Genomic DNA, 23,742 nt, shown 5'->3' with positions numbered 1-23,742 from the left:
GAAAATCGCCTTGGTGGTTGTCTCTTCTTGAATAACAAAAACTTGAGAAACAACATCATCTGCTCCGTTCTTAGTCTCCTGCTCATCCCCATCACCCACTCAATCAAAAATAGAATACTGTTCATTCATCAACTCCTCATACATATCTCGATCATGATCCACCTCCTTCAATTGATACCGATACCCACACACCTGACACTCCACCAAGTCCCCCGTCACCTTCAAATTCACCATCCTGTCTTCCCCACAAATCTCACATCTATTTTCAAACGCCACCGGATTGTAGTAGATGACGGCCATTCATTCTCTCTCCTTTCTCAGCTCCGGCATAAAGAAATCAAAGACCGCCGCTATACACAACCCAATACTAACTTCACACTCTTTCGCTCCATCAGTCGCCAGCTTGTCTACCATCCGCTTAAGGTTCGCTCGATACTCTGGATCGCTAATCTCCCTGTCTACTCTCTCTTTCATCCGTCCGACCCATTCAGGTGTTGTACTCATTCATTCCACTCCCTCTATACTCCACACATGCCTGTGCATTCTTCTGTAAACAAATCCAACTCCAACTGGTCTTCATGAAGGTAAACATCTTCAAGCGGGCGACATGATCGATGAAGGTACGCGTCCCCTTTAATCCCAGGTAACTTCTTGATTCCCCGATCGAATTGAACTGCCTCTCCCCAGGATTCAGGATCATGCTTCTTCATTTGCGCCCAAGTGTAGTCATCATGGTACGGACAGCCTATGCACGCGCTCTTCGGAGGAACCGGATACCCTCTCTTGTTCAGCCAGTTCACGCAATCAAGTCTGTTCATTCCCTTCTCGATGAGTGGATACCGATTCTGAATCCACCTTGACTGGTTCGGTTTCACACGCTGAATCTCGTCCGTGCTGATTCCCATCCACATGATCACTGTCTCTTTCACCCGTTGGCGCGGTTTGTATCCCAACAACTCCCGAACCTTTTTGTTGACTGGCTCAATCTTGTACTCCTGCGTGCACTGCCTACGAGCAATCCCTTTTGTACCATCTACGTTTTTGATGAAAAATGGCACAGAGGCGGATCTCTTCCCGCTCTTCGCAGAATTCAGAATGTCCTCTTTGATATTTCCCCCTGCTGTTCTGACTATCGAGATCCCAAACCGCTCCACCTCTTCCTCGAACCAGTCCAGGTGTTCATAGACCCCATGAGGCTCCCATCCTGTATCAGCGAATATCACATGGTCAGGCTTTGGTGTGATCTCATCATACGCTGCCATGAGCAGTAGAGTTGTTGACTGAACTCCTGCCCCGAGACTTAGGACGTTTATTACCTTCATCCTCACTCACCTCCCATACAGTGATTTCCGCTCGCTCTTCCGCCTTGGAAGTAACAGATATTTTCTCAATCTCCAGCCTTCGAACTTGTCTGTCATCCTTGTACGCAATCTTGTTTAGTCCATCCATGAAGGACTTCGCAAGATTATCCACGTCCATATCCTGACCACCACATAGGTACGCCACTGCCTCAACCTTTACGGGTCCCATGATCATTTTAGGAACTGCTATCCGTGCATTCCATCCAACTATATTCTTATAAGCAAGGTACCTCTGCGCCGGTTCGCTTACGTGCTTCGACCTTTGAGTCATCCGTACAGCTGCGACAGGTCTACCTTCCACCGTGAAGCGGATCATGCTTCCTCCACAATCCATGCCCCTGTGATACAACCCTCTAATTCTTCAGGAGGATAATAATACTCTCCACCTTCAGTGCCTATCAGAATGTAGCCTTTAACGAACCCTCTACCATCTTTTTCAACATAGATGCTGTCTTGGACATTGACTTCACCCTCGTAGACCAACCGCATTGCAAATTCCAGAACGTCCGCTCCCTTTGTGTTCCCTCCTGCTATTACAACAATCGTTGCAGATACCTCTTCCCGTTCGCTTGGTTCCATGTTCACCACATCTTCAACACGAACGTGCACGGTCTTGTGTGTAATCATTTGATTTCCCCCTGTTCAATCAGCTCGTCTCCCTTGAACTCCACCATGTTTGTAGCGATCGCTCTGATTACGTTTACCGTCACACTATTACCCGCCTGCTTATACAACTGTGAGTCCGATACGCCTGCTTCTTTCGCTCGATTAAATGCCCAATCAGGAAAGCCTTGAAGTCTCCAACACTCACGTGGTGTCAACTTTCTAATCTGATGGCCGTCTGACAAGTAGTTATTATCTTGGTAACTGTTAGTTGTAACCGTTGGCGCTGTGCTATGCAAACCGCCTTTGTTATTCCCTCGCCCTCGTTGCATGATCTTTGGTTCCCGATCTCCGCCTTGCATCGACGTAAGCGTAGGAGATAGACCGGACGGATCATAGATTCTGTTGTTTTGATCGTACTTGTAGGCGTTTAGGTTACCCGCGAGTTTACAATTAGTCGCTGTACCTTCTCCTGTGAGAGGAAATACTTGTCGGGTACGTTTTCCTCTAAGATGTCCGACAATGTAGACTCGTTCCCGGTGTTGTGGGACCCCGTAATCCTTGCTGTTAAGCACCTGCCATTCTGCATCATACCCCAGTTCATCCAGCGTTCGGAGGATCGTCTCGAACGTATAGCCATTGTTGTGGCTGAGGAGTCCTTTGACGTTCTCAAGGAGTAGATATTGGGGCTGGAGAACAAATGCGAACCTTGCGATTTCAAAAAACATTGTGCCTCGAGTATCGCTGAAGCCTCCTCGCTTACCCGCCACTGAAAAAGCCTGGCACGGAAATCCTCCGGTAATAATGTCAATGGGCCCTCGCTCTCTTCTAAGTAATCGAAGATCGTCATCTGTGACGCATGTGATATCATGTGCTGTCCACTCCCCGAACGGCTGATGTATTGCTTCATAGGACTTTCGTGCAAATTTGTCTATCTCTACCCACCCAACACACTCAAATCCAACGGGCTCCATCCCCAAGCGAAATCCCCCGATTCCCGAAAAGAGGTCCAACATCCTCATCCCAATCCTGCCCCTCGATTTTCCTTATAGCTGACCCATCGCTCTAGAAATTCGTCAGCTTCGTCGCCTAGCAGGACAATGATGTTTGCCCATTCATCGTATTCAAAATCCCACCGTGAACACTTCAAAATGACCAAAACCTCATTCTCCACCGCGTTCCCTCGGTCCACCCAAGCCACATCTGCTAGGGAGAATATTTCGTTAGCGCCTCGATAAACCATCGACTTAATCCCCATGTCCCCCACCTCTACCCAATGCATGCCTTTCTTCTGCACTTGTGGGCACTCAACCTCATCATACCGCCATTCCTTATACCTCAGCTCATCTTTCAAACCGTGAGAGAGCTTGTAGTAGCTCCCGCCATAGGCGAAGAAAAAATTCATCTCATAGCAGGGTTCACCTCCACTAGGAGCTGACTCAATAAAACGTATCCCTTTCCCCTTGTTGTGTGCCTCATCCAAGATCGGCTCAAGGTCCTCCATACGGAAAATCACTCCTCAAACCCCCACTCCACCGTTTTTTCTTTGTTTAATTCGTCCATTTCGTGCTAAATCCATCAACAGGACGAACACCTCATCAGGATCACGCTTGAAATGTATTGCCATCTCCTCTAGGCTGGCCCCCTTCTTCCACATCTCAATAGCATCGGGAACCTCTTTCACTCCGCACCAGTCGAAATTAAACGGCTCCCCTTCTCCGAGAGCTGTGTAAATCGTTTGACGTCGAAACGGGGTTGCCACTGGAATTTGTCCGGTCTGCATCAAAAACCGCCTCCTAGTCTGTAATCAGGGCCTTCTACTCGATAGATTCGTCCGTGCGACATCCCAAAGAGTCTAGATGTCGCACCTGCTCCTATTCGATCCTCCAAGGTGTCTCTGTCTTCATTTGAGCTATAAATGATAGGCAGTCGCTTCTTATACCGCTCATTGATGATGTGGAAATACATAGCATGTTTCGGTTCGCTAGGATTGCTCTTGCCAATGTCATCCCAGATCAACACAGGTACCTTCGTCACCAGTCCCAAGATACGATTGGTTTCTACCCCGCCGTCACCGACCATCTTGGACTGCATGATTTCTTCCATGAGCAGAACATCCGAAACAACGAGAACTCTCTTCCCTTGGCCAATCAAATGCTTGGCAATTGCTACTTGCAAATGGGTCTTGCCTAATCCGAAGTTGTTGTGCTTCTTCTTCAACTCACGGCGTTTCCCATAATCCCTTACTGCCTTAATCTTCTGCTCCCCGAACTTAGCAATGAATCCCATGCTGTTCTGTTGGGACTTTTGGATTGAATTGAACTCCTCTAAATATTTCTCAGCCGCTTGAAACAGAATCTCTTGTGCCTTATTGGTGCGTTTGTATTGGTCCAAGCGCGCACCAATGAACTCGTCTGGAATCATAGCCGCTTTTAACCGTTGCATCCCATGTTTCCTCTTGAGGCATTCACACTTCCCGAGGTACTTCCATCCATCGATAAGATAGCCCATTCCTTTGCACTTAGAGCATACGTCAGTTGCCGAACAATCCGTCGTATTGGTCGTAGTATCCTTGTCCATCATCTTCCGTCTCGCTCGTTCTCGAATGTTTTCCATCCAAGGATTGATTGACTGCATTTTGTCCGTTTTCTGCATAGGAATCCTCCCCTTTCGCTTTCAATGCTCGAATGACCGCGTCACAGTAGGAAAACAACTTAATGCTGTCACGCTTAAACTTAGGTTTGTAGGTGTCAAAAGCATGATCAATCCCTTGTTTTGCTTCTTCCAGGGTAAACCCATCATCAACTAGCTCTTGAATGAGTTGCATATCTTTTGCACTCAAGAGGGTTCCTCTGTTGCGTCTCTGGATGAAATGGGCTTCGATTTCCTGATTGATGTTTGAGCTTGATTGAGTATCATCATTCAACCAACCATCGTCTTGTTCTGTTAGTTTGTTTTCTTTTCTTTTCTCTTCTCTTCTGTTAGTTTCTTTTAGGAGTGAGTCCTCATTGAATCCTCCATGAGTATGCAATGAGTCTTTGATAGGCTTTTCATCCTTTGACTCTTCCTGCTTTTCCTCTGTATTTTCGGGTGGATCGGCTTTACTCGGGGCAGGTAGTTTCGACTTAGTTGCTCGATTGATCGTCTGGTGCTTCAAAAAGTTTGGTAGATGGATATATGATTGCCCGTCCACGTTATATGAAAGGATAAGTCCTTTGTCTTCAAGCTGTCTTAACCACTCACTGACATGTTCGTGAGTGATGTGTGAGTCATATGGGAATAGTTCCGAACGAATCAATGCAGGGTGCCCGCTTAATCTTCCTTCATCATCTGCGTTGCTAATCAAGCCCATGAAAGTCATTCGAGCCATTGGATCACACATGCCCAACTTTTCATCCGACCAGTATCTTGGATCAAGCATCCGTTTACGCGCCATCCAGTTCCCCTCCCTGAGATGTATAGGTGGGCGACCGTAGCCGCCCTTTCGGTTCAAATCCGCGTTAGTTCGCGTGCATACATAATCCCCAGTTTGTCCGTGCAATAGATGGTCTCGCTACCATTCCTCTTCACCCATTTGACCTTGCATGACTCCTTTGCACCTTTGACTTGGAGCGTATCACCCTCTTCAAGGTAATGCAGGTCACCTTTTTTACCTTCGTATTCGTACCACGCCTTGTAGTCGTTCATGCCTCTACCTCCTCTAACTCATCTATCGCTAGTAGCTCCTCTAATGCCCACTCAGAATCGCGCAATATGCTCCGAATGGCTTCAATCTCTCCCGTCTCGCAGGCGCGTTGGATTCCTGCCAAATCATATTTTAAGCACTCGTAGTAGTAACGTTTCCGTTCAACCTGTGGCGTGTCGTTCAAGATGTTCAGCTTCTTGTTGGGCTCCATCTCTCTCCACCTCCCGCAGTGTCTCTCGTGCCGCTCGTATAGCTTGTACAACCGTCATCCCTTTATATAGAAGCCTGTACTCTCCTTGGTAGTGGTTGTAGACTTCCCATCGGTGTTTACCTTCACGGATCATCGTCCAGTGATCGAAGTGCCCATCTTCGTTGACAAGCTGAAAGTAGAACATCATCCCATCACGGTCGCTATGGGACTCATGAATCCGTATATCAATCATGAAATCCCCAACTCCTTCTCTAACTCGTCATCATCAGGATCACTCACGTCTATCACTTCAACTTCCTTCGCTTCTTCTTCATCCTCCTCGGGCGGTGCTGCTATTAGCTCTGTCAGTTCCTCTTTGGTGTTGTCTCTGATATGTTTGATAAGCTCGTCCATCTCCGGAATGGTCGGCTCTCTGTCTCCGGGGTCAATGATCACTTTGAGAAGCTGTACGACCTGTTCGTCACTAAGTCCCTTGTTCCGTCCAACTTGAAGGGCTTCTTTCTTCTTGAGTACGAGTGGATCTTGTTTCGGCTGTTGTTGCTGTCTTGGCTGGGCTTGATACTGGTATTCTTGGTGGTAAATCTCCTCAGCAGATACTTCACCAAAGCCCACCAGATCGAGAATGGCTCGGTTCTTGGCGCGTGTGATTGCGTGGGCTCGAATGTTGTGGATGGTTTGTTGATTCTTCCCTTTCTCATCAAATCCACACGACCCGTCAGCTTCCTGATACGCCCCTGTCGCTTGATGAATCGCTCTCACTTTCGCCAACCACGCCACCGTTTTGCCGTCCTCTTTCAAAGGTTCGTCTTGAACAATCTCGCATGACAGGTTGAAAAACCTCTGAACTTTACGGACGAATGACTTCATGGGATGGTATTTTTCTCCGATCTTTTGAAAGTCCTCAGGTTGCCCAATACGCTTCTTCAGATCTTGGTAGAGCTTGAACTGGAGCATCGTCTCTTCAACTGAGCCCGCCGGAGTAATCATTCCAGCGGATTGTTGCTGTTGCTCAACGACTTGGAGGTTGTTCCTCTCGCTCATTTGACCTCGCCTCCAGTGGCTTTGCACAATAGTTCGTCCAAACAGTCATCACACACGTACATCTTTTCCCCGACTTGCGTGATGTGCTCTTCTTACTCACAATAGTAGCAACCGTTCACTAGAACATCCCTCCCGTAGAGTCATTCGATCCCAAGCAGATCCTTCAAACAGTCGATACAAACATCTTCGTCCCCTAGCTCCTTGAACTCACTACAGTTCCAACAGACACCTTCGTACATAGCACTCCCTCCTAGTCACAGGTCTCCCATGACCGCCATGTGACGATGTATTGGTCATCCTTGATCCGATCGACTACCACACACCACTGTCCGTATCCACATGGATCATGGATGGTCTCGCACGCTACGTCATATGCGAACCCGTCAACGGACTGCTTGTCCTCTCCAAGATCCCCGTCAACTTTTACATGCGCTTCGTGTTGCAGGAATCCACCATGCCGTGCAGGCTTCTTCTCGTGATGGGTGACTTCGAATGTGACTGTTTTCATGGGTTTCTCCTCCCTCTATCTGTCTATAAGACACAGGATTGCAAACGAAATCAAAGCTGCTAAAACAAAGCTGAACGCAATCAGGACCCCGTCAGTCATACATCCCATGAGTTGAGCCTCCTCTTGTCCTAGCACAGTGGTTGTGGTAGGCTATTGGTAATTGAATTAGGTAAGCCCAAGTTTCCGCTACCGCTGGACCCGGTGGCGGTTTTTCATTTGTTCGAAACTCTTCTTTCGTAGAAAGTTCATCCGCTTGCTCCAGCTGAGTTTGCGCCATTCACCCACTTTGATGTTCATTTGATCACCTCCCTTCGGTGGATAATCGTGTTCACCTTACTTCGTTTGAACCAACGCAGTCGACTCCAATCCCAACCGCTTGCAAATGTAATCCTCTCCTTTAGCTGTGACCAGTGTGGTTCCTTTGTTGACCACCTTGTTGCCCATCGTCACAGGTGTTTCTTTGACTTTGAAATATCCTTGCTCGATGTACTGCTGGTACGGTAGATTCCTTCTATCTCCGCTCGACATAAGTATTTTTTCTTCCCTCAATCTTCGGAATAAGATATTTGGTCCGATCCCCAATGCCTTCGCTACAGAGCTGACCGACTTTGCGTTTGATCCACTTAGGAAGGTATCGTATGACTGGGCTTTTGGAAGCATCACTTTGTTTTCTTCTTCTAATTGCGCTTTCTGTTCAGCAAGATCAGCCGCCAACCGTAAAGCATCCGGTAATGTTTGTGGGATATCTGCTCCATATTGACCTGTCTTACGGATCGAGGGAATGACTTCTTTGGTTATCCACTTCTTAAATTTTTTCGCTTCTGCTTTCCTACTCCGCAATATCAGCGAATACAGTCCAGACTCATCTACCACCTGCATTTTCTGCTTCCCGCCAAGGGTGTCATTAGTAATTACACCCTTTTCATCTTCATCTAAGTAGCTAAGTGCTTGACGACTGTTGCCGACTCCCAACACATCGCATACATCTTTCGCAACAAACCATGGTTCACTATCTCGGACGACCGTTCTCACATTTGCACCGTTGTAGTCAAACACTCGCTGAAGTTTGTCCATTTCACTCACTCCTCATAATAAGCTCGTCCACTCTGCCGAGCCGAAGCCCGGTCATACTGTTCTGCTACGCGACACTTTCTCATACAACTCCATCACCTCTGAAGAGATGCGCTCGTTCTTCTCAGGAAACATCACCGAGATGCGAAACGTCTGCTCCATGTCGGTCATGAGGTTTGCGAGGGCGATGTCACGGTGGCTAGGGTCGAAGTTGGCTTTCTGCATGATGTCGTGATATTGTTGCTCGAACGTTGTTGTGATGTTCATTTGTTGGCTCCTTTTGTTCAAAATATGGCGCAAATGCTTCACGATACGTTTCTTCTCTATCCTTTTCTCCATATGAGATAACGCCTAGTCGAAGCCCGTTCTTTTTCTGTGGTGCCTCTCCCATGTGATCACCTCTTTGGTCATGTTATGCAAGTGGGACAGTTGTACGGGCTACCGAATTTGTTTCTCATCAGTTAACTTTTCATCCAAAAAAATATCATCAGGATTCATATCAAAAACACTCGAAATCTTGACTGCTAGATCATAGGAGAGCTTGCGTTTTCCATTTTCGATATACCACAAGTACGGCTTTGTAATCCCTACCTTATCTGCTACCTCTTGAAGTGTCATTTTGTGCGCTACCCGAATTTGTCTCAACTTCATCATTTATTCTACTGCCCCCTATAGTTAACCTCTTGTTAACCATAGTATAGTTAACCATAAGTTATATGTCAACACCAAAAATAACTTTTTAGTTAACTAGATTAGTTAACTATTGGATAACTAAATAAAGATGATAAAATGTATACAATAGTGAATCTATCAATGTGAATATCTTACAATCGACTTAGTAAAGTGTACTTATTTGGTATTAGCGATTATAATGATTTATTGTATTCGTCATACTGTACCTGGAAGGGATGTAAAATCCAATGGAACTGTCTGCGCGTATTAAGAAATTACGTACTAAACACAGAATGACACAAGAAGAACTCGGAAAAAAAATAAATGTTACAAAGGTATCCGTTTCCGGCTATGAAAGCGGTACTAGAAAACCCGACTGGGAGACCCTTGGCAAAATCGCTGATCTTTTCGATGTTTCAATTGACTATCTGCTCGGACGTACTGATAATCCTCAAATAACTCTAGACCAAGAAATGAACATCAATATCAAAGAAGCACTCCAACACAAAAAAGCCCATTATGAGGGCTACGAGTTAACGGAGGACGAACGAAAAACAATCCAACGAATAATTCAGGCTGTCATCCAAAGGGAGTCGGAAAGTAACTAAAAACCTTTCCGACTCCTCAAATGAGCGGTCTTTTTAATTCCATCAATAATGCACTCGAATTCCGCCCTTTCTCGCTTAGTCATTTGGTCACTCCATGTATTATATATATTTTTAATATTCATCTCTAACTGGAATTTGAACAAAGACGCCTCTTTATTTAATGTTTTTTCTAAACTTTCGTTTTCCGAAAATTTTTCTTCCCCCACTGCAATCTCCTCCATAATGGTTATGTATCCAGACAAACTTTCCTCATAGAACCCTTGGATAAAAATCAAACAAGTGGTAAAATTGCATTGATGTTAATAATTGTACATGTGGATGAGAGCCTATTCAACACCCAAATAGTCACCTTCGACTTGACTATTTAGGTATATAAAGGTATTTTAGGTTTGATATAGCTATATTAGTCAAATTTGAATTTGACTGTATGCAAATCCGAAAGAAAAAGCGAGGGACTTTTTTGATGGATAAAAGAATTGATATTGACCCCCAGCTATTAACTTTTTATCGGAAGCAACAGAACCTATCGCAAGATAATCTCGTTGATAAAAAGCTATCTAAAGGGACAATTAACAACATTGAGCATGGTATTTCAAACGCCGAAAGTAAAGAATACTATATGGACAAATTGAAAATAACAGATAAAATTGCATCTGGCCTAATTGAAACAAAAGAAAAGCTATTTTTTGTACTATATGGTATTGAGACAATTTTAGATAGCGGGCAGCGCGATCAAGCTAAGAAGGAGCTCGATGCTTTTATAAAAACATACCCCGACTTCTATAAAGAGAAGGTTAAGTACTTAAAGGGGAAAATATTTTTGCGACAAAAGAGTTTGACTAAAGCTGAAAAGGAATTTACATGGGTGCTTAAGTCACCTCTAATCAAAAAAGAAAACTTGGTTTCGCGTTGCTATAATTATCTTTCGCAATGTATGTATCTGCAAAATGATTTAATTCGCGCTCTGTATTATGTCAATATTTCAATAAGTGAGTTTCGTGATGACCAAGAATTTGGTTACATTAAGTATGTTATACTGCTGAATAAAATGGTGTATCTAAAGACGATAGACAAAGTTGATGATGCTCTCGAGCTTCTCGAATCAGTAATTGACAATGCACATGGCGTCGCACGAAATAGTACGCTTTTAAAAATGTATGATCTCCGTGTCAGCCTTTTAATAGCGAAAGGAAGATATCTCGAAGCCAAGGGAATTGCCCAGAACGGCATTAAATTAGCTATGGTACATAAAGATAACGACCTTCTCGCAGGTCTCTGGTCCAGGTTAGGTGAAGTATATAATCACTTAGAGCAAGATTCAAACCTTGCTAACACCTTTCTTCAATATTCTCTCTCCCTAAAAGAAAACATCAATGATATTAGGAACTTATCAAATACGTATACTCTATTAGGGTCCAATTTCAAAAAAGCAGGGGAAAACAAAAAAGCGGAGGAAGCATTTGATGAGGCTATAACTATAGCAAAGCGCAATAATGACCAAGCGCGCCTTTTTGACGCCTTTTTTTTCAAAGCCGAGTTGAAAGAAGACATCGGGAACATTAATGAGTCTTTCAAACTCTATACTGACGCAGAGGATATCGCAAGTCACTACAATTTCCCCCAGAAGAAACTAGAGGCATTAATTAAACTGGCCGATCACTGCAAAAAGTACCGCACAACCGATTATCCGATGTATACAACTAAAATTCATGAAGCTCTAACCCAAAGGAGTGAACCTAATGCGGATTTTAAGTAGGTCGTTATTACTAATTATTATTTTGGCTAATTTAACAGTCCCTTGTAACACTCCTTCAGATAGCATTAATGCATCATCTCCTATAATGTTGGTTGAACCAGAAGGGGACTAATTTACATACCCACCTCAAAGGTGGTTTTTTATTTGTCTTATACTAAATCCAAGTCAGATGATGGCCGGACAAAATCAATCCGCAAAAGGTACGCATTACATTTGAGATATGATTGCGAACGGTCTTCTCGCTAATGAATAATTGCTGTGCAATCTCTTTGGTGGTCTTATCTTGGACGAGTAATTCAAAAACTTCCCTTTCCCTATTCGTCAACAAGGGCTTCCCATTCTGTTTGTGAGTCAAATGTCTACCCCTCCTTGCTCGAGCTCTTAGTGCACAAGGGTCAGGGACTCAGTCAAAATATTGTATGAACGGGCTTATTTATCGGTGAGCTTAAGGGGGGAAAATAGGCGATCGAAATGGTGGGGTTTTTGCATCCATGACTCCCTCTATCTTATGAAGCACACTCATCAGGTGTGACATCAGCGGAGAGAGAACAATTTTCTATCTATCCATTTCTCTTCTCCCTTACACTGCCTTTGGATGCCACTCCGCTACTCGTACAGAAAAAGAACCCCTTTAATAAGAGGTTCTTCATCCAACCGAGTCGTTGGTTTCTCTAAAGGAGCCGTATGATTCACTAATTAAGCGTCTGTCACCGTCACTTCTTTCATCACATCACCGTTTTTCATGCCTCTCACCGTTTCCAAACCGGAAGTTACTTTTCCAAAAACAGTGTGCACCCCATCCAAATGTGGTTGTTGCTCGTGGCAGATAAAGAACTGGCTCGAACCCGTATCTTTGCCTGCATGAGCCATTGAGAAAGTGCCTGCTTCATGCTGATGAGGGTTTCCTTCTGTCTCACACTTGATGGTGGTACCACTCCCGCCAGCACCCGTACCAGTGGGGTCTCCTCCTTGGCTAACAAATCCGGGAATTACCCGATGAAAGGTGACACCGTTATAAAAACCTTCCTTCGCTAACTTCTCAAAATTGGCCACCGTATTGGGTGCCTCGCTTGGATACAATTCAAACTCGATCTTTTCTCCATTTTCCATCGTGATCTGCCCTTTTTTCGCCATACGATCATCTCCTTGTTATGTACTTCCTGTTCAATTTACCACAACCCCTCTCACCAATCCAGATTTATTCCTGTCCAATAACCGATGGGGTTACTTTTGTTAAAGGAGAAGGCGGTGTGGCTACCGGAATGCCAGGGATTCTTTCCTTTATCCAACGGGCATGACTCTTTTGCTTACAATACACCCAACTTGCCGTCCGCATCGAGAGAGCTCGCACTCCCCATTCATGATGGCTCAATTGAAGCCTTGGATAGGGTAGCCTGTGAAAGACAAAGACCAGATCACCATAGCGAAGACATTCTCTTAAGCACATAATGACGGGGTAGTCGGGGGAGGAGCGTAAAAAGTGAACGGGTTCAAAACCGAATTGAGCGACCAAATGGCGACTATCCCTGCGCTGTTGACGTGTTCGACCCCAGCGTTCATCTAAAGATTGGAATACAGGAAATTGCTCTTTTGCGTGTTGAAATGGTATTCCATGAAAATACATCTGATTCCCCTTTTCATTTAAAGTGAAAATAGCCATTTCTATCTACGTTTGATATAGTAATAGAGAGAAATATCAGCACAATGTTCATGGATGGAGGTACTTCATGAAATTAACCCGAGTATGGATCAGTCTTACTCTCTTGGTCCTCTTATTTTTTCCAATTTCAGATAGTTCAGCGAAAAGCAGTCAAGCAACCGTTTCCCCAGATCAATACGCTTCCAGTTACCTCTTCGGTGTTCAGATGTCCCTAATGGAGACAGAGCACGCCAGTTTATTTAAAACAGAGGAAGAGAAAGAAAAGGAGAAAAAGAAAAAAGAAGAGCAAGAGAAGGAAACAGCATCTACTCAGCCGGACCCTGCCGATGATAAAAAAGAAAAACCGACTAAGCCCGATAATGGATCCGTCGATGGCATCCTCGCTATCGAACAAGAAGTGATCCAGCTTGTTAATCAAGAACGGAGCAAGCGAGGTCTTAACCCCCTTGAGGGAGATGCAAAGCTTAGTAAAGTGGCACGTACCAAGTCAGCTGATATGCGAGATAAGGGGTATTTCTCACATCAATCCCCCACCTATGGCTCTCCATTTGATATGATGACCCAATTTGGGGTTTCCTATCGCAAAGCTGCCGAAAATATTGCGACAGGACAAACAACCGCCACTCAAGTAATGGATGGTTGGATGAATAGTGACGGACATCGTAAGAACATCCTTGACCCTGACTTAACTGTCATCGGTGTTGGCTATGTCAAAGGTGGCTCATATGGAACCATGTGGACCCAAATGTTTATTACCCGCTAATCACTGCTAACGATATCTGACTATTCTTGCCCCCGCTACCGTGAACAATTCACGGTAGCGGGGGCTTTTAATCATGAGAAATTCCTTAAGGGAACTTCCCCAGGAACCGATGTGAAAGCGTTCTCTTTACGGTTATACATGGGTCAAGCAGCGCCTGACATAAGATGGTTATACAAACTTTACCTATGCAATCCGAAGGGAGTTCTCTTCATGACGAAGAAAACAAGACTATCTGCGATTTCTTTAGAGCAAACGTGGCCTCTACTCGATGAACAGCAGCTAGGATACCTCGAATTGGAACAAGACCCTCACTTCCCTTATCTTCGTCAAGAACAGCTTGCAGAATATGTACAGCGGGCACTCCACATGGGATGGAAGGCAACCAAAGAGCTTCATTGCCCTGACTCTTTGGGCGATCTAGTCAATGAGGTTTTAAAAACCAAAGCATCCATTCGCTTCGTCGATGACGTCACCCCATCAGAAGAGTGGATTCGTGCTCAGTACAAACCAAAACAAGCACTCATTCTCATCTACCGCTCCTCTATCCAGCAACTCCAGCAGTTTTTTGCTCGCTCTCATTTTGCAGTCTCCACTGAAGACCTGATCGCCCTACATCTCTACCATGAATGGTATCATCACCTGGAAGTAACACGTCTAGGACGAACCGACCACCTCTTGCCCAAAGTAAAAATCCAAAAATGGGGTCCACTAAAAAAGAGACACACGCTTACTCGAACCCGTGAAATTGCTGCTCACGCCTTTACGCAACGAGCAATGGGCTTACGTTGGTACCCTTTGCTACTCGACCACCTGTTGCTACTAGAAGAAAAAGGCTGGTCAAGAAGTCGCATACGGGAACATTTCCAAACCATACGCGAAGAAACAGAAGAAAAGATGTCCCCTCCTGCAATCAAAAGCGAGGCGGAAGGGACCGCAGAAGAAAGCGATTCCACCTTGCATTAATTCATCCTGGCGAGCTACGCTTTGGCTTAGTCTATTACACAATGGTCCGTTATCTATTCTGTATCACCTGAAAAAAACTGCCTCTGAAAATAGAGAGGATTTAGTGATTCATCGGTCGATTCTTTGATCAATTCCTGCCATGGGAGACACGCGCCCTGTTTAAAAATTTTCTCTTGAAAAAAATGCCCCGTCTCTGGATTGTTTACGAGCGGGTGTTGACCCGTTTTTTCTTCCATGTGTGTTAGCCACTGCGAAGCAATCATTTCTCCCAACAAATAATTTTGGTAATAAGCCGGTGCAATGCTCAGATGGATTTTAGCCGCCCAGTCTGGAGCATGGCGTGCTTCGGGTCGCGGTACGTATTGAAATTTCTCTACATAGTCCCACCAAAGTGTATTCAAGTCTTGATCTGGATTCGCATAAAGTTCCCGTTCAAAGTGGATCATAACCAAGCACCAACGGACAAAAACCAGCATAGAGAGCGCGCCTTGCTTCTGAAGGGTGTCTTGCCATTCATCGACCTTTTCTGCTGACACTCCCATCGTTTGCACCAACCAGGCCGGGTCAGTAGCTAAGCGCCCCATCGACATGGCTACCGCTTCCGTAACGCAAGTATGGGCCGGTGTTCGTAGTAGATAGGGAAGAGTAAGGTCCTTATAAGTGTCGTAGACTGCATGACCCAATTCGTGTAACAGTGTATCCATCCAATACCGATCATTCCGAAGGTTGCACAAAATGCGTACATCTTTTTCCCTATCGATATCTAAGCAGAAAGCATGTTGGTTTTTCCCCTCTCGCTCATAAAGATCACTTCTCTGTAAAATGGCTTCCACTTCAAGACCCAAGTCCGCAAACGTACGGATAGCTAAATCCTCAAGTGATTTCTCTTGATAAAAGGGGTCAAGGTCGACTGCAAACACGGTCGGAGCCTCCTGGAAGAAAGGATCTTCATAATGCCACGGACGGACTCCTTCCGGGCGAAGAAAAGGATATTTCTTAGCAATGATCTTGTCCATCTCTTTTTTAACATCCGTATAAGGTTGATCGGTTTGCTCTTTCACAACCTCCAATAGTTGAAACAATTCTTGCTCATCCATTTCATTTCCAGCCAAAGACATCTGGTAATAGTGTTCATACCCCTTCTCCCTGGCAATGCGGTTGCGCAAGTGAACGAGCTGTAAGAGCTTTTTCTCTACTTCCTTCCCAACTTGTTTACTCGCTCGCCATATTTCTTTTCGTTCATATGTATCCTGCTCTGTCTTTAGTCCCTCTTTGATTTCATTATCTGTAAGGGTACGCCCTTGATAGCTCGCACGAAAGCGGGAGAAAATCCCTTCAATTTCTGCCTCTAAGTGTACCAATTCCTGTCGATCTTCTGCCTTCATTTGATGCTGAATAAATTGAAAACCCAACAATTCCATTTGCCGTCTGTTCATCGGATCTTGCACTTGTTCCAGATCGATCGCTTTCCATTTTGCAATGTAATCTTCATTATTAAACAAGAGAAGCCATTCCGCTCGCTTTTGTGCATATTCGCGTTCATCACTTTCTTTACCTGTTCGATTCGCTTGCCAATACGCTTCATTGCATGCGCCCTCTATGCGAACCATTTCCGGTACCATCTGCTTTAGCAAAGCTTCAGCTCGCTCATCCATAAAGCTCATCTCTCTCCCTTTTTTCTCATGGTGGCTCTGATGGCTTGCTCTAGTATCTTTATTCATCCATGCCTACCACGGCTTCTTCACCCTATTCCTCTTTTTGCAACGGATATCCTGCTAATGAAATTCGTTCAGACGAAAATACACACCGCAATTCGCTCTTTCCTGTACACATGATGCTGCACCATGTGGGTTAATATAAAGGAAAAAGGAGGTTGTTTTTCATGTCATCCCCCTATTTATGTCCAACTTGTGGGACCAACCGAACACGTTTTAACTTGATTGAGCAAACACCAGAACCCATAAAAAAAGATCCGAGTACCGGAGAGATCATCGAGATCTTATCACCACCCGATCCCCTTCATATCTTTTATCAGGGTGCATCGTACAGAGTACAGTGTGGTGTCTGCGGTCTCATTGAATCAGAAGAAAGATTTATGAAAACCGCTCAAGCAAAGCCGTTACCCACGCCTACGACTTCCGGCACATGAACCGTAGTCTTACGATGAGGGAATCGATCTACTGAGTCCTCTTTCATCATGGTACGTACTCCATTTCACTTCTCTCTACGCTTTATTTGACGTGAAATTACATTCAATACCTGCGATAAAACTAACGAAACCTCACTCTATCTTGGGACTTTCAACGATAAAAGCCTTACTTAAAGTTAGAAGGAGGGTATCATGGTGAGGAAAGGGTCCTGACCATGAACCTCCTTCAAATCTCTGCTACATTTTTGCTAGTTCTCATCATTCGTTCCCTACAATTCTTAGCGATTCTTATGCAGAGAAGCTACCATCCCTCGTTGTAATATAGTTAAATTAAGAATATTCCATTCATTTTATCCATATGATTGGGATGAGTTTGAAAAAGAAAAACCATCTCTTCCTTATAATTTTTTATCAAAGGGTTCTTTTCTTTACATCCTTCCGCAAATATTGAACCACCATATCGACAAAAGAACGTTATTTAGTGTATGATCAAGATTGTTTCTTTCTTAACATAAATAGAAAAAAGGATGAGGAGAAATGAATCTCTATCTCCGTAGGATGATCCCTTTATTCATCGTGATATCTTTGTTGCTTCTTCCAGCTTGTGAGTCAAAACCAACCGCGTCTGAGATTTTAAAAACATACTTCTCACACTGGGATAAACAGCAATATGATAAAATGTATGCGCTAATCAGCAAGGAATCACAGGAGTCGATCTCGAAAGAAGAATTTACGCAGAAGCACGAAAGTATAGCTGAATTAATGCAATTGGAATCGGTTCAGCTCTCGCTCGATGAAGAAAAAGAAGCAGAGAAAGAGCCAACCGAAGGGATTTCCTATGAATGGAAGCTATCCGCTAAAGACTATGGCGACTTGCCTTACTCCGGAAAAGTTACGTTCACAGAGGGGAAAGAAGGTTGGCGTATAAACTGGAGCCCCTCCATCATCTTCCCTGATTTCGCCTTAGATGATGAAGTGATACAGGCTCGTGGAACATTTGGAAAACGGGGAGAGTTGCGAACCCGCAGTGGTGAGGTCATCGCAGAAAATCAAGAGACAACCTCTATTGGTGTGATACCCGAAACCATGAAAGATAAAGAATCGCTGATCAAACAACTAGCACAACAGTTTTCCTTGAAAGAAGAGGACCTGCGTAAGAAACTGGAACAAGAATGGGTAAAACCCTACACCTTTGTTCCTATAGCAGAAGTTTCTTCAAATGATAGCAAAGTCATTGAGGATGCAGTCGCACTTGAAGGTGTCACGTCACAACCTAGTCTTAAACGCCACTATCCACTGGGGCCTTTAACCGCTCACCTTATCGGTTACATGGACAGCATCTCCAAAGATCAGTTGGAAAAGTGGAAAGACCAGGGATACCGCGCAGGAGATCAAGTCGGACAATCAGGATTAGAGGAATCCCTTGATTCACGCTTGCGTGGAGAACCCAGCATGCGACTCCTCATCTTAAAAGCTGACGGCACCTCCAGAACGGAGCTGGCTACCACCGAAGCAAAAGATGGTGAAGACCTCACTCTTACCATCGATCTGGACTTACAAAAAGAATTGTACAGTATGGTGAAAAACGAACAAGCTTCCTCTGTCGCCTTTGATCCCAAAACAGGAGAGCTCTTGGCGGCCGTCAGCTACCCTTCGTTCGATCCCAATGTAGAAAAACGCAACTGGAACCAACGTAGACGTTTCGCTGATGCCTCCGTGCCTGGGTCCACGATCAAGCCATTGACTGCCGCCATCGGTCTAGAGACAGGGGCCATCAAGCCCTCTACTACCTTTAATACCGATTCAGGCAAATGGCAAAAAAATAGCTCCTGGGGAGGCTATTTTGTAAGACGTGTTTCCAATCCTGGGGGAGGAGTGGACCTCGCCGAAGGAATGGCTTGGTCCGACAATATTTATTTCGCCCGTACCGGCGTACTTGTCGGAGAGGAAAAAATGGTGGACTATCTGAACCGCTTCGGTTTTGATGGAGAAATGCCAGGTGAGCTCTCTGTTGACCCCTCGCAAATCTCCAATAGTGGTCAATTTGACGGGAATGAGATATTGCTCGCCGATACTTCCTATGGCCAGGGACAACTCCTTGTGAGCCCCTACCATTTGGCGCTCACCTATACTCCCTTTGTCAATGAGGGCAACCTATTAAAACCACAAGTGCTAGCGGAAGAAGGCACTGAAAAAAATCAGCCACAAATCTGGCAAGAGCAGCTCCTCTCCAAAGAGACAGCAGATAATGTTTATTCCGTCTTACAAGGAGTCGTTACGCGTCCTCATGGAACGGCTCATGATCTTTCCCTTTCAGGTGCTACCGTTGCAGCCAAAACAGGGACCGCTGAATTAAAAGCTAGTCGTGACGACAATAATTCGATAGAATATGGGTGGTTGACTGTTATTGCTGGCAAGAAGGATCAGGAACCTGATCTCTTAGTCACCACCATGATTGAAGGGGTACAAGATCGTGGAGGAAGTCACTATGTCTCCGCTCAGTTAAGACCTATCTTACAAAAAAGATATCCATAAACGGGTGCTCTCCCTTCCATCCGTTACCCTTAAGGAGGTTTTCATCCATGAACAAGCGATGGGCCAGTCTTTTACTTGCAGTGCTAATGATTTTTACGATTCTTCCTCCTGCGGTTCATGCCGACGCCGTTGTCGGTGAAACTGTTATAACGCTAGGACAAGATCTCACATCAGAACAACGAACCGCCATTTTAAACGAATTTAATGTCAAAGAAAACGAAGTTGAAGTTATTGAAGTCACCAATGAAGAAGAGCACAAGTATCTCGGTCAATATATGAGCAAACAAACCATCGGTACGCGCGCACTCTCTTCTTCCAAGATTATCCTCTCTGAAGAAGGAAGTGGCATTACCGTAGAAACAACGGAAAACATCTCGACGATTACGGAAACCATGTATACCAACGCATTGATTACCGCAGGTGTCCGAGATGCGGATGTCTATGTGACCGGTCCCTTTAAAGTGTCCGGAACTGCGGGTCTAACCGGGATCATCAAAGCTTTTGAATCCGCTACGGACACAGCCATCGATGAAGAACAAAAGCAAGTTGCCAATGAAGAAATGGTCCGCACCTCTGAAATTGGGGAACAAATCGGGGACAGTGAGAAAGCGGCACAATTAATTATGAAGGTAAAAGAAGAAATTGCCGAGCAACAACCGCAATCCCCTGAGGAAATCCGTCAGATTATCATCAATGTAGCAGGAGATCTCAACATTAACTTAACCGATCAGAACATTGAAGACCTGACGAAACTGATGGACAAATTCTCTGAGCTGGATCTTGACTGGGATCAAATCTCCTCTCAGTTGGATCAACTTAAGCAGCAGTGGGGCGATGCCTTGCAATCTGCGGAGGAAGCCAAAGGCTTTATCGACAGATTTCTTAACTGGCTCTCCGACGTAATTGATTCATTGAAGAGCCTCTTCTCTTAAAATAAAAAGCCCTCCGTGATGGAGGGCTTTTTATTTTTCTTTCACATCCACGACGATGCTGTCGAAGTATTCTCTATTTAAGTAGACTTCCAACCTCCATATTCCTGAATCCGGTATGGTGATATTAGATAGAACCTGTATATCAGCACCAGTAGTATGTTGAGATTCATTTATTTGTTGAAATAGTAATCTCTCGTTTTGCCCACCAAGCTTGCTGATCCCTCTTACTTCCATGGTTAGGCTAGAATCTTCACGAAATTTCTCCTCTAACCACAAATGCCACATGGCCTTATGTGCTTGATCTTCTATAAACTCATTTCTCTCTGATATGACTCCTAACTTTTGCGGAACACCGATCAAGGTAACGCCTTCCGATTGAAAAGTGGGATCGAGTTCCCAATCGACTTCTTCCGAAGGAACAGGAATCGATTCTTCTTGCTCAGGCTTATCAGTAGCTGCTTCTTGGCTTTGACATCCAGATAAGAATAAAGAAATGACCAGGAATGCAACAATGGTTTCTCTCATTAGAACCTCCCTTTCAACAAAAGTCTCTACAACACTCTATACCCTCTCTTCGTAAAATAAACACAATATTTCATAATTAAATTCCCAAAAAAAGCACGACCGTCACGGTCGTGCCTTTTCAACTTACTCCTACTGCTTTACCATCTGCACTTTTTTCATACGAACGTTATACAATAAGTCCTTAACGCTGTAACCACTTACGGAAGATGTATTTGGTTCCTTCCCAGTTCAAGGCAGCAATTGCTGTCGTAAGCGGAATTCCTTTTGGACAGGATTGCACACAGTTTTGCGAGTTTCCGCATTCCTGTACGCCACCCTCTTCAAAAATGGCTTCCAATCGTTCATTCTTGTTCATGGAGCCTGTGGGATGTTCATTAAAGAGATTGACCTGACCTGCAGCGAACGGACCTACAAAGTTGGAGTTGGAATTGACATTAGGGCAAGCTTGTAAGCAAACACCACATGTCATACACTTGGACAGTTCATAACGCCACTGCCGTTTGTTCTCTGGCAAGCGCGGTCCTGGACCCAAGTCATACGTCCCATCGATCGGAACCCAGGCTTTGGTCTTCTTCAAGGTATCAAACATGCGACTGCGGTCGATGATGAGGTCGCGCATAACAGGAAAAGTCTTCATTGGCTCCACATGGATCGGTTGCTCCAATTTATCGATGAGGGCAGAGCAAGCTTGACGTGGCTTACCATTGATCACCATCGAACAAGCGCCACACACCTCTTCCAAACAGTTGGATTCCCATGCAATCGGAGTCGTCTCTTTTCCATCAGCATCCACTGGATTACGTTGAATTTCCATCAGAGCGGAGATCACGTTCATGTTTTGCCGATAGGGAAGAACAAAACGCTCTTTATATGGCTTCTGATCCGGCTCGTCTTGTCGCGTAAAGATAATTTCTACGGTTTGCTCGCTCATTTCTTTTTCGCCCCCTCTTTCGCCACATCGTAGCGCCGTGGCCGTGGTTTGATGAGCGATGTATCCACATCTTCATAAGAAAGCTCAGGTCCAGCTGGAGTCCACTTCGCCTTCGTCGTTTTCAAGAACTTCTCGTCATTACGCTCAGGGAATTCTGGCTTATAGTGTGCCCCACGGCTTTCATCCCGATTGAGCGCACCCAAGGTAATAACACGAGACAGCTCCAGCATGTTCCACAGGTGACGGGTAAATTGTGCCCCTTGGTTGCTCCATTTGGCTGTATCTGTCATGTTGATGCGCTTATACCGTTCCATCAGCTCTTGGATTTTCTCATCCGTTTTCTTAAGACGATCATTGTGACGAACAACCGTTACATTGTCGTTCATCCACTCGCCTAGCTCTTTATGGATCTTATAGGCATTCTCGTCTCCGTCCATCTTCAAGAGACCTTCAAATTTCGCTTGCTGTTCCTTCGCTTTGCTTTCAAAGAGCGAGGAAGATAGATCTTGCGAAGCCGTCTCTAGTCCGCGTGCATACTCTAGTGCTTTTGGACCCGCAACCATGCCCCCGTAGATACAAGAAAGAAGTGAATTGGCTCCCAAGCGGTTGGCGCCATGGTATTGATACTCACATTCCCCTGCGGCAAATAGTCCAGGGATGTTGGTCTGTTGTTCGAAGTCGACCCAGAGCCCGCCCATCGAATAGTGAACAGCCGGGAAGATTTTCATCGGTACTTTTCGTGGATCTTCTCCCATGAACTTCTCATAGATCTCGATAATGCCGCCCAACTTGACGTCCAGCTCTTTCGGATCTTTGTGAGACAGGTCAAGATAGACCACATTTTCTCCGTTAACACCCAACTTTTGATCCACACACACATCAAAAATGGCTCGGGTCGCAATGTCACGCGGCACCAAGTTCCCATAAGAAGGATACATTTCCTCTAGGAAGTACCACGGTTTCCCGTCCTTATAGGTCCAGACACGTCCACCTTCACCACGAGCAGATTCTGACATCAAGCGAAGCTTATCGTCACCTGGAATCGCGGTGGGATGTACCTGGATAAACTCCCCATTCGCATAGTAAACGCCTTGTTGATAAAGGCTACTTGCTGCCGTACCTGTGTTAATCATGGAGTTGGTTGTCTTACCAAAGACGATCCCGGGGCCACCTGTCGCCATAATGACCGCATCTGCTGGGAAGGAATGAATCTCAGCAGAACGCATATCTTGTGCCAGGATCCCACGACAACGGCCTTCATCATCTAAGATCACTTCGAGGAAGTCCCAATGCTCATACTTGGTAACGCGCCCTTCTACTTCCCAGCGCCGTGTCTGCTCGTCCAATGCATAGAGCAATTGCTGTCCCGTCGTCGCACCCGCAAACGCTGTCCGGTGATGCTTGGTTCCACCAAAGCGACGGAAATCCAATAATCCTTCAGCTGTTCGGCTGAATGGGACGCCCATGCGATCCATTAAATAGATAATTCCAGGTGCTGCTTCAGCCATCGCTTTTACAGGTGGCTGGTTAGCGAGAAAGTCGCCCCCATAGATGGTATCGTCAAAATGCTCCCAAGGAGAGTCGCCTTCCCCTTTGGTATTTACAGCTCCGTTGATGCCTCCTTGCGCACAAACCGAGTGTGAACGACGCACTGGAACCAAGGAGAATAATTGCACATCTGCTCCTGCTTCTGCTGCTTTTACGGTAGCCATCAATCCAGCTAAACCGCCTCCGACTACGATAATCTTTTCATTCATTTAACAGTGCC

33 protein-coding genes are annotated in these 23,742 nt (G+C 45.2%); 7 read left to right on the top strand and 26 right to left on the bottom strand.

What is annotated here, in order from left to right; all coding sequences use genetic code 11:
* Positions 1–99: 99 nt before the first annotated feature.
* From AC6RGY_RS12505 to AC6RGY_RS12420, 18 genes are all read right to left on the bottom strand, one after another.
* Entirely contained in the window at positions 100–300 is a 201-nt protein-coding gene (locus AC6RGY_RS12505; protein WP_499863361.1) for a hypothetical protein, read from the bottom strand.
* Positions 301–504, bottom strand: a complete 204-nt coding sequence (locus AC6RGY_RS12500) for a hypothetical protein (RefSeq protein WP_499863360.1) — start codon at positions 502–504, stop codon at positions 301–303.
* Between the two features lie 14 nt (positions 505–518).
* Complete coding sequence (locus AC6RGY_RS12495; RefSeq protein ID WP_499863359.1) at positions 519–1,322, bottom strand: adenine nucleotide alpha hydrolase family protein; 804 nt, start codon at positions 1,320–1,322, stop codon at positions 519–521.
* The gene (locus AC6RGY_RS12490; RefSeq protein WP_499863358.1) at positions 1,249–1,695 is read right to left on the bottom strand and encodes a RusA family crossover junction endodeoxyribonuclease; all 447 of its coding nucleotides are present in this window, start codon (positions 1,693–1,695) and stop codon (positions 1,249–1,251) included. Before AC6RGY_RS12490 ends, AC6RGY_RS12495 begins: the two co-directional genes overlap by 74 nt.
* The gene (locus AC6RGY_RS12485; RefSeq protein ID WP_499863357.1) at positions 1,674–1,988 is read right to left on the bottom strand and encodes a hypothetical protein; all 315 of its coding nucleotides are present in this window, start codon (positions 1,986–1,988) and stop codon (positions 1,674–1,676) included. Before AC6RGY_RS12485 ends, AC6RGY_RS12490 begins: the two co-directional genes overlap by 22 nt.
* Positions 1,985–2,986: a DNA cytosine methyltransferase gene (locus AC6RGY_RS12480; RefSeq protein WP_499863356.1), complete on the bottom strand. Its 1,002-nt coding sequence runs from the start codon at positions 2,984–2,986 to the stop codon at positions 1,985–1,987. The genes AC6RGY_RS12485 and AC6RGY_RS12480 overlap by 4 nt, the downstream gene beginning before the upstream one ends.
* Positions 2,983–3,468, bottom strand: coding sequence for a hypothetical protein (locus AC6RGY_RS12475; RefSeq protein WP_499863355.1), 486 nt, complete (start codon positions 3,466–3,468; stop codon positions 2,983–2,985). The genes AC6RGY_RS12480 and AC6RGY_RS12475 overlap by 4 nt, the downstream gene beginning before the upstream one ends.
* A gap of 15 nt (positions 3,469–3,483) precedes the next feature.
* Complete coding sequence (locus AC6RGY_RS12470; RefSeq protein WP_499863354.1) at positions 3,484–3,747, bottom strand: FeoC-like transcriptional regulator; 264 nt, start codon at positions 3,745–3,747, stop codon at positions 3,484–3,486.
* Positions 3,747–4,409, bottom strand: a complete 663-nt coding sequence (locus AC6RGY_RS12465) for an ATP-binding protein (protein ID WP_499863353.1) — start codon at positions 4,407–4,409, stop codon at positions 3,747–3,749. Before AC6RGY_RS12465 ends, AC6RGY_RS12470 begins: the two co-directional genes overlap by 1 nt.
* Before the next feature lie 88 nt (positions 4,410–4,497).
* Positions 4,498–5,400: a hypothetical protein gene (locus tag AC6RGY_RS12460; protein WP_499863352.1), complete on the bottom strand. Its 903-nt coding sequence runs from the start codon at positions 5,398–5,400 to the stop codon at positions 4,498–4,500.
* A gap of 53 nt (positions 5,401–5,453) precedes the next feature.
* Positions 5,454–5,651 (bottom strand): hypothetical protein, encoded by a 198-nt coding sequence (locus tag AC6RGY_RS12455; protein WP_499863351.1) that lies wholly within the window; start codon positions 5,649–5,651, stop codon positions 5,454–5,456.
* The gene (locus AC6RGY_RS12450; protein ID WP_499863350.1) at positions 5,648–5,833 is read right to left on the bottom strand and encodes a hypothetical protein; all 186 of its coding nucleotides are present in this window, start codon (positions 5,831–5,833) and stop codon (positions 5,648–5,650) included. Before AC6RGY_RS12450 ends, AC6RGY_RS12455 begins: the two co-directional genes overlap by 4 nt.
* Positions 5,811–6,092 (bottom strand): hypothetical protein, encoded by a 282-nt coding sequence (locus tag AC6RGY_RS12445; RefSeq protein WP_499863349.1) that lies wholly within the window; start codon positions 6,090–6,092, stop codon positions 5,811–5,813. The genes AC6RGY_RS12450 and AC6RGY_RS12445 overlap by 23 nt, the downstream gene beginning before the upstream one ends.
* Positions 6,089–6,901 (bottom strand): hypothetical protein, encoded by an 813-nt coding sequence (locus AC6RGY_RS12440; protein ID WP_499863348.1) that lies wholly within the window; start codon positions 6,899–6,901, stop codon positions 6,089–6,091. Before AC6RGY_RS12440 ends, AC6RGY_RS12445 begins: the two co-directional genes overlap by 4 nt.
* Before the next feature lie 250 nt (positions 6,902–7,151).
* Positions 7,152–7,409 (bottom strand): hypothetical protein, encoded by a 258-nt coding sequence (locus AC6RGY_RS12435; protein WP_499863347.1) that lies wholly within the window; start codon positions 7,407–7,409, stop codon positions 7,152–7,154.
* Positions 7,410–7,742: 333 nt separating this feature from the next.
* Entirely contained in the window at positions 7,743–8,483 is a 741-nt protein-coding gene (locus AC6RGY_RS12430) for a phage antirepressor KilAC domain-containing protein (RefSeq protein ID WP_499863346.1), read from the bottom strand.
* 51 nt (positions 8,484–8,534) lie between these two features.
* Positions 8,535–8,819 carry a hypothetical protein gene (locus AC6RGY_RS12425; RefSeq protein WP_499863345.1) on the bottom strand — a complete coding sequence of 95 codons (285 nt, stop codon included), beginning with the start codon at positions 8,817–8,819 and terminating at the stop codon, positions 8,535–8,537.
* 99 nt (positions 8,820–8,918) lie between these two features.
* Complete coding sequence (locus AC6RGY_RS12420; protein ID WP_499863344.1) at positions 8,919–9,134, bottom strand: helix-turn-helix transcriptional regulator; 216 nt, start codon at positions 9,132–9,134, stop codon at positions 8,919–8,921.
* A 266-nt stretch (positions 9,135–9,400) separates the two neighbouring features.
* Here AC6RGY_RS12420 and AC6RGY_RS12415 point away from each other — a divergent pair, with 266 nt between their 5' ends.
* Positions 9,401–9,760 carry a helix-turn-helix domain-containing protein gene (locus tag AC6RGY_RS12415; protein WP_499863343.1) on the top strand — a complete coding sequence of 120 codons (360 nt, stop codon included), beginning with the start codon at positions 9,401–9,403 and terminating at the stop codon, positions 9,758–9,760.
* Here the strand turns inward: AC6RGY_RS12415 and AC6RGY_RS12410 are convergent.
* Positions 9,757–9,966 (bottom strand): hypothetical protein, encoded by a 210-nt coding sequence (locus AC6RGY_RS12410; RefSeq protein WP_499863342.1) that lies wholly within the window; start codon positions 9,964–9,966, stop codon positions 9,757–9,759. The two genes, AC6RGY_RS12415 and AC6RGY_RS12410, sit on opposite strands and share 4 nt — an antisense overlap.
* 257 nt (positions 9,967–10,223) lie before the next feature.
* Between AC6RGY_RS12410 and AC6RGY_RS12405 the strand changes: the two genes are divergently transcribed.
* Positions 10,224–11,516, top strand: coding sequence for a hypothetical protein (locus tag AC6RGY_RS12405; RefSeq protein ID WP_499863341.1), 1,293 nt, complete (start codon positions 10,224–10,226; stop codon positions 11,514–11,516).
* Positions 11,517–11,670: 154 nt separating this feature from the next.
* Here the strand turns inward: AC6RGY_RS12405 and AC6RGY_RS12400 are convergent, their stop codons facing one another.
* From AC6RGY_RS12400 to AC6RGY_RS12390, 3 genes are all read right to left on the bottom strand, one after another.
* A complete protein-coding gene (locus AC6RGY_RS12400) occupies positions 11,671–11,871 on the bottom strand; it encodes a helix-turn-helix domain-containing protein (RefSeq protein ID WP_499863340.1) in 201 nt (66 codons plus the stop codon).
* A 341-nt stretch (positions 11,872–12,212) separates the two neighbouring features.
* A complete protein-coding gene (locus AC6RGY_RS12395; protein WP_499863339.1) occupies positions 12,213–12,650 on the bottom strand; it encodes a peptidylprolyl isomerase in 438 nt (145 codons plus the stop codon).
* A gap of 64 nt (positions 12,651–12,714) precedes the next feature.
* The gene (locus AC6RGY_RS12390) at positions 12,715–13,140 is read right to left on the bottom strand and encodes a hypothetical protein (protein WP_499863338.1); all 426 of its coding nucleotides are present in this window, start codon (positions 13,138–13,140) and stop codon (positions 12,715–12,717) included.
* Between the two features lie 103 nt (positions 13,141–13,243).
* Between AC6RGY_RS12390 and AC6RGY_RS12385 the strand changes: the two genes are divergently transcribed.
* On the top strand, positions 13,244–13,939 hold the full coding sequence (locus AC6RGY_RS12385) for a CAP domain-containing protein (RefSeq protein ID WP_499863337.1): 696 nt from the start codon (positions 13,244–13,246) through the stop codon (positions 13,937–13,939).
* 210 nt (positions 13,940–14,149) lie between these two features.
* Positions 14,150–14,902 (top strand): hypothetical protein, encoded by a 753-nt coding sequence (locus tag AC6RGY_RS12380; protein WP_499863336.1) that lies wholly within the window; start codon positions 14,150–14,152, stop codon positions 14,900–14,902.
* A gap of 53 nt (positions 14,903–14,955) precedes the next feature.
* On the opposite strand, the gene AC6RGY_RS12375 is transcribed toward AC6RGY_RS12380, so the two are convergent.
* Complete coding sequence (locus tag AC6RGY_RS12375; RefSeq protein ID WP_499863335.1) at positions 14,956–16,557, bottom strand: M2 family metallopeptidase; 1,602 nt, start codon at positions 16,555–16,557, stop codon at positions 14,956–14,958.
* A gap of 227 nt (positions 16,558–16,784) precedes the next feature.
* Here AC6RGY_RS12375 and AC6RGY_RS12370 point away from each other — a divergent pair, with 227 nt between their 5' ends.
* From AC6RGY_RS12370 to AC6RGY_RS12360, 3 genes are all read left to right on the top strand, one after another.
* Positions 16,785–17,051 carry a DNA alkylation repair protein gene (locus tag AC6RGY_RS12370; RefSeq protein ID WP_499863334.1) on the top strand — a complete coding sequence of 89 codons (267 nt, stop codon included), beginning with the start codon at positions 16,785–16,787 and terminating at the stop codon, positions 17,049–17,051.
* 537 nt (positions 17,052–17,588) lie between these two features.
* On the top strand, positions 17,589–19,586 hold the full coding sequence (locus AC6RGY_RS12365) for a penicillin-binding transpeptidase domain-containing protein (protein ID WP_499863333.1): 1,998 nt from the start codon (positions 17,589–17,591) through the stop codon (positions 19,584–19,586).
* Between the two features lie 47 nt (positions 19,587–19,633).
* Positions 19,634–20,518 carry a DUF1002 domain-containing protein gene (locus AC6RGY_RS12360; protein ID WP_499863332.1) on the top strand — a complete coding sequence of 295 codons (885 nt, stop codon included), beginning with the start codon at positions 19,634–19,636 and terminating at the stop codon, positions 20,516–20,518.
* A 30-nt stretch (positions 20,519–20,548) separates the two neighbouring features.
* Here the strand turns inward: AC6RGY_RS12360 and AC6RGY_RS12355 are convergent, their stop codons facing one another.
* The 3 genes from AC6RGY_RS12355 to sdhA all read right to left on the bottom strand — a co-directional run bounded on the left by AC6RGY_RS12355 (position 20,549) and on the right by sdhA (position 23,731).
* Positions 20,549–21,043 (bottom strand): DUF4871 domain-containing protein, encoded by a 495-nt coding sequence (locus AC6RGY_RS12355; RefSeq protein ID WP_499863331.1) that lies wholly within the window; start codon positions 21,041–21,043, stop codon positions 20,549–20,551.
* 181 nt (positions 21,044–21,224) lie between these two features.
* Complete coding sequence (gene sdhB / locus AC6RGY_RS12350) at positions 21,225–21,974, bottom strand: succinate dehydrogenase iron-sulfur subunit (RefSeq protein ID WP_499863330.1); 750 nt, start codon at positions 21,972–21,974, stop codon at positions 21,225–21,227.
* The gene (gene sdhA / locus AC6RGY_RS12345) at positions 21,971–23,731 is read right to left on the bottom strand and encodes a succinate dehydrogenase flavoprotein subunit (RefSeq protein ID WP_499863329.1); all 1,761 of its coding nucleotides are present in this window, start codon (positions 23,729–23,731) and stop codon (positions 21,971–21,973) included. Before sdhA ends, sdhB begins: the two co-directional genes overlap by 4 nt.
* Positions 23,732–23,742: the final 11 nt, after the last annotated feature.

The sequence above is a fragment of the Mechercharimyces mesophilus genome, from assembly GCF_059818345.1.
The sequence above is the reverse complement of the archived record's forward strand: the minus strand, read 5'-3'. Positions and strand labels throughout refer to the sequence as shown.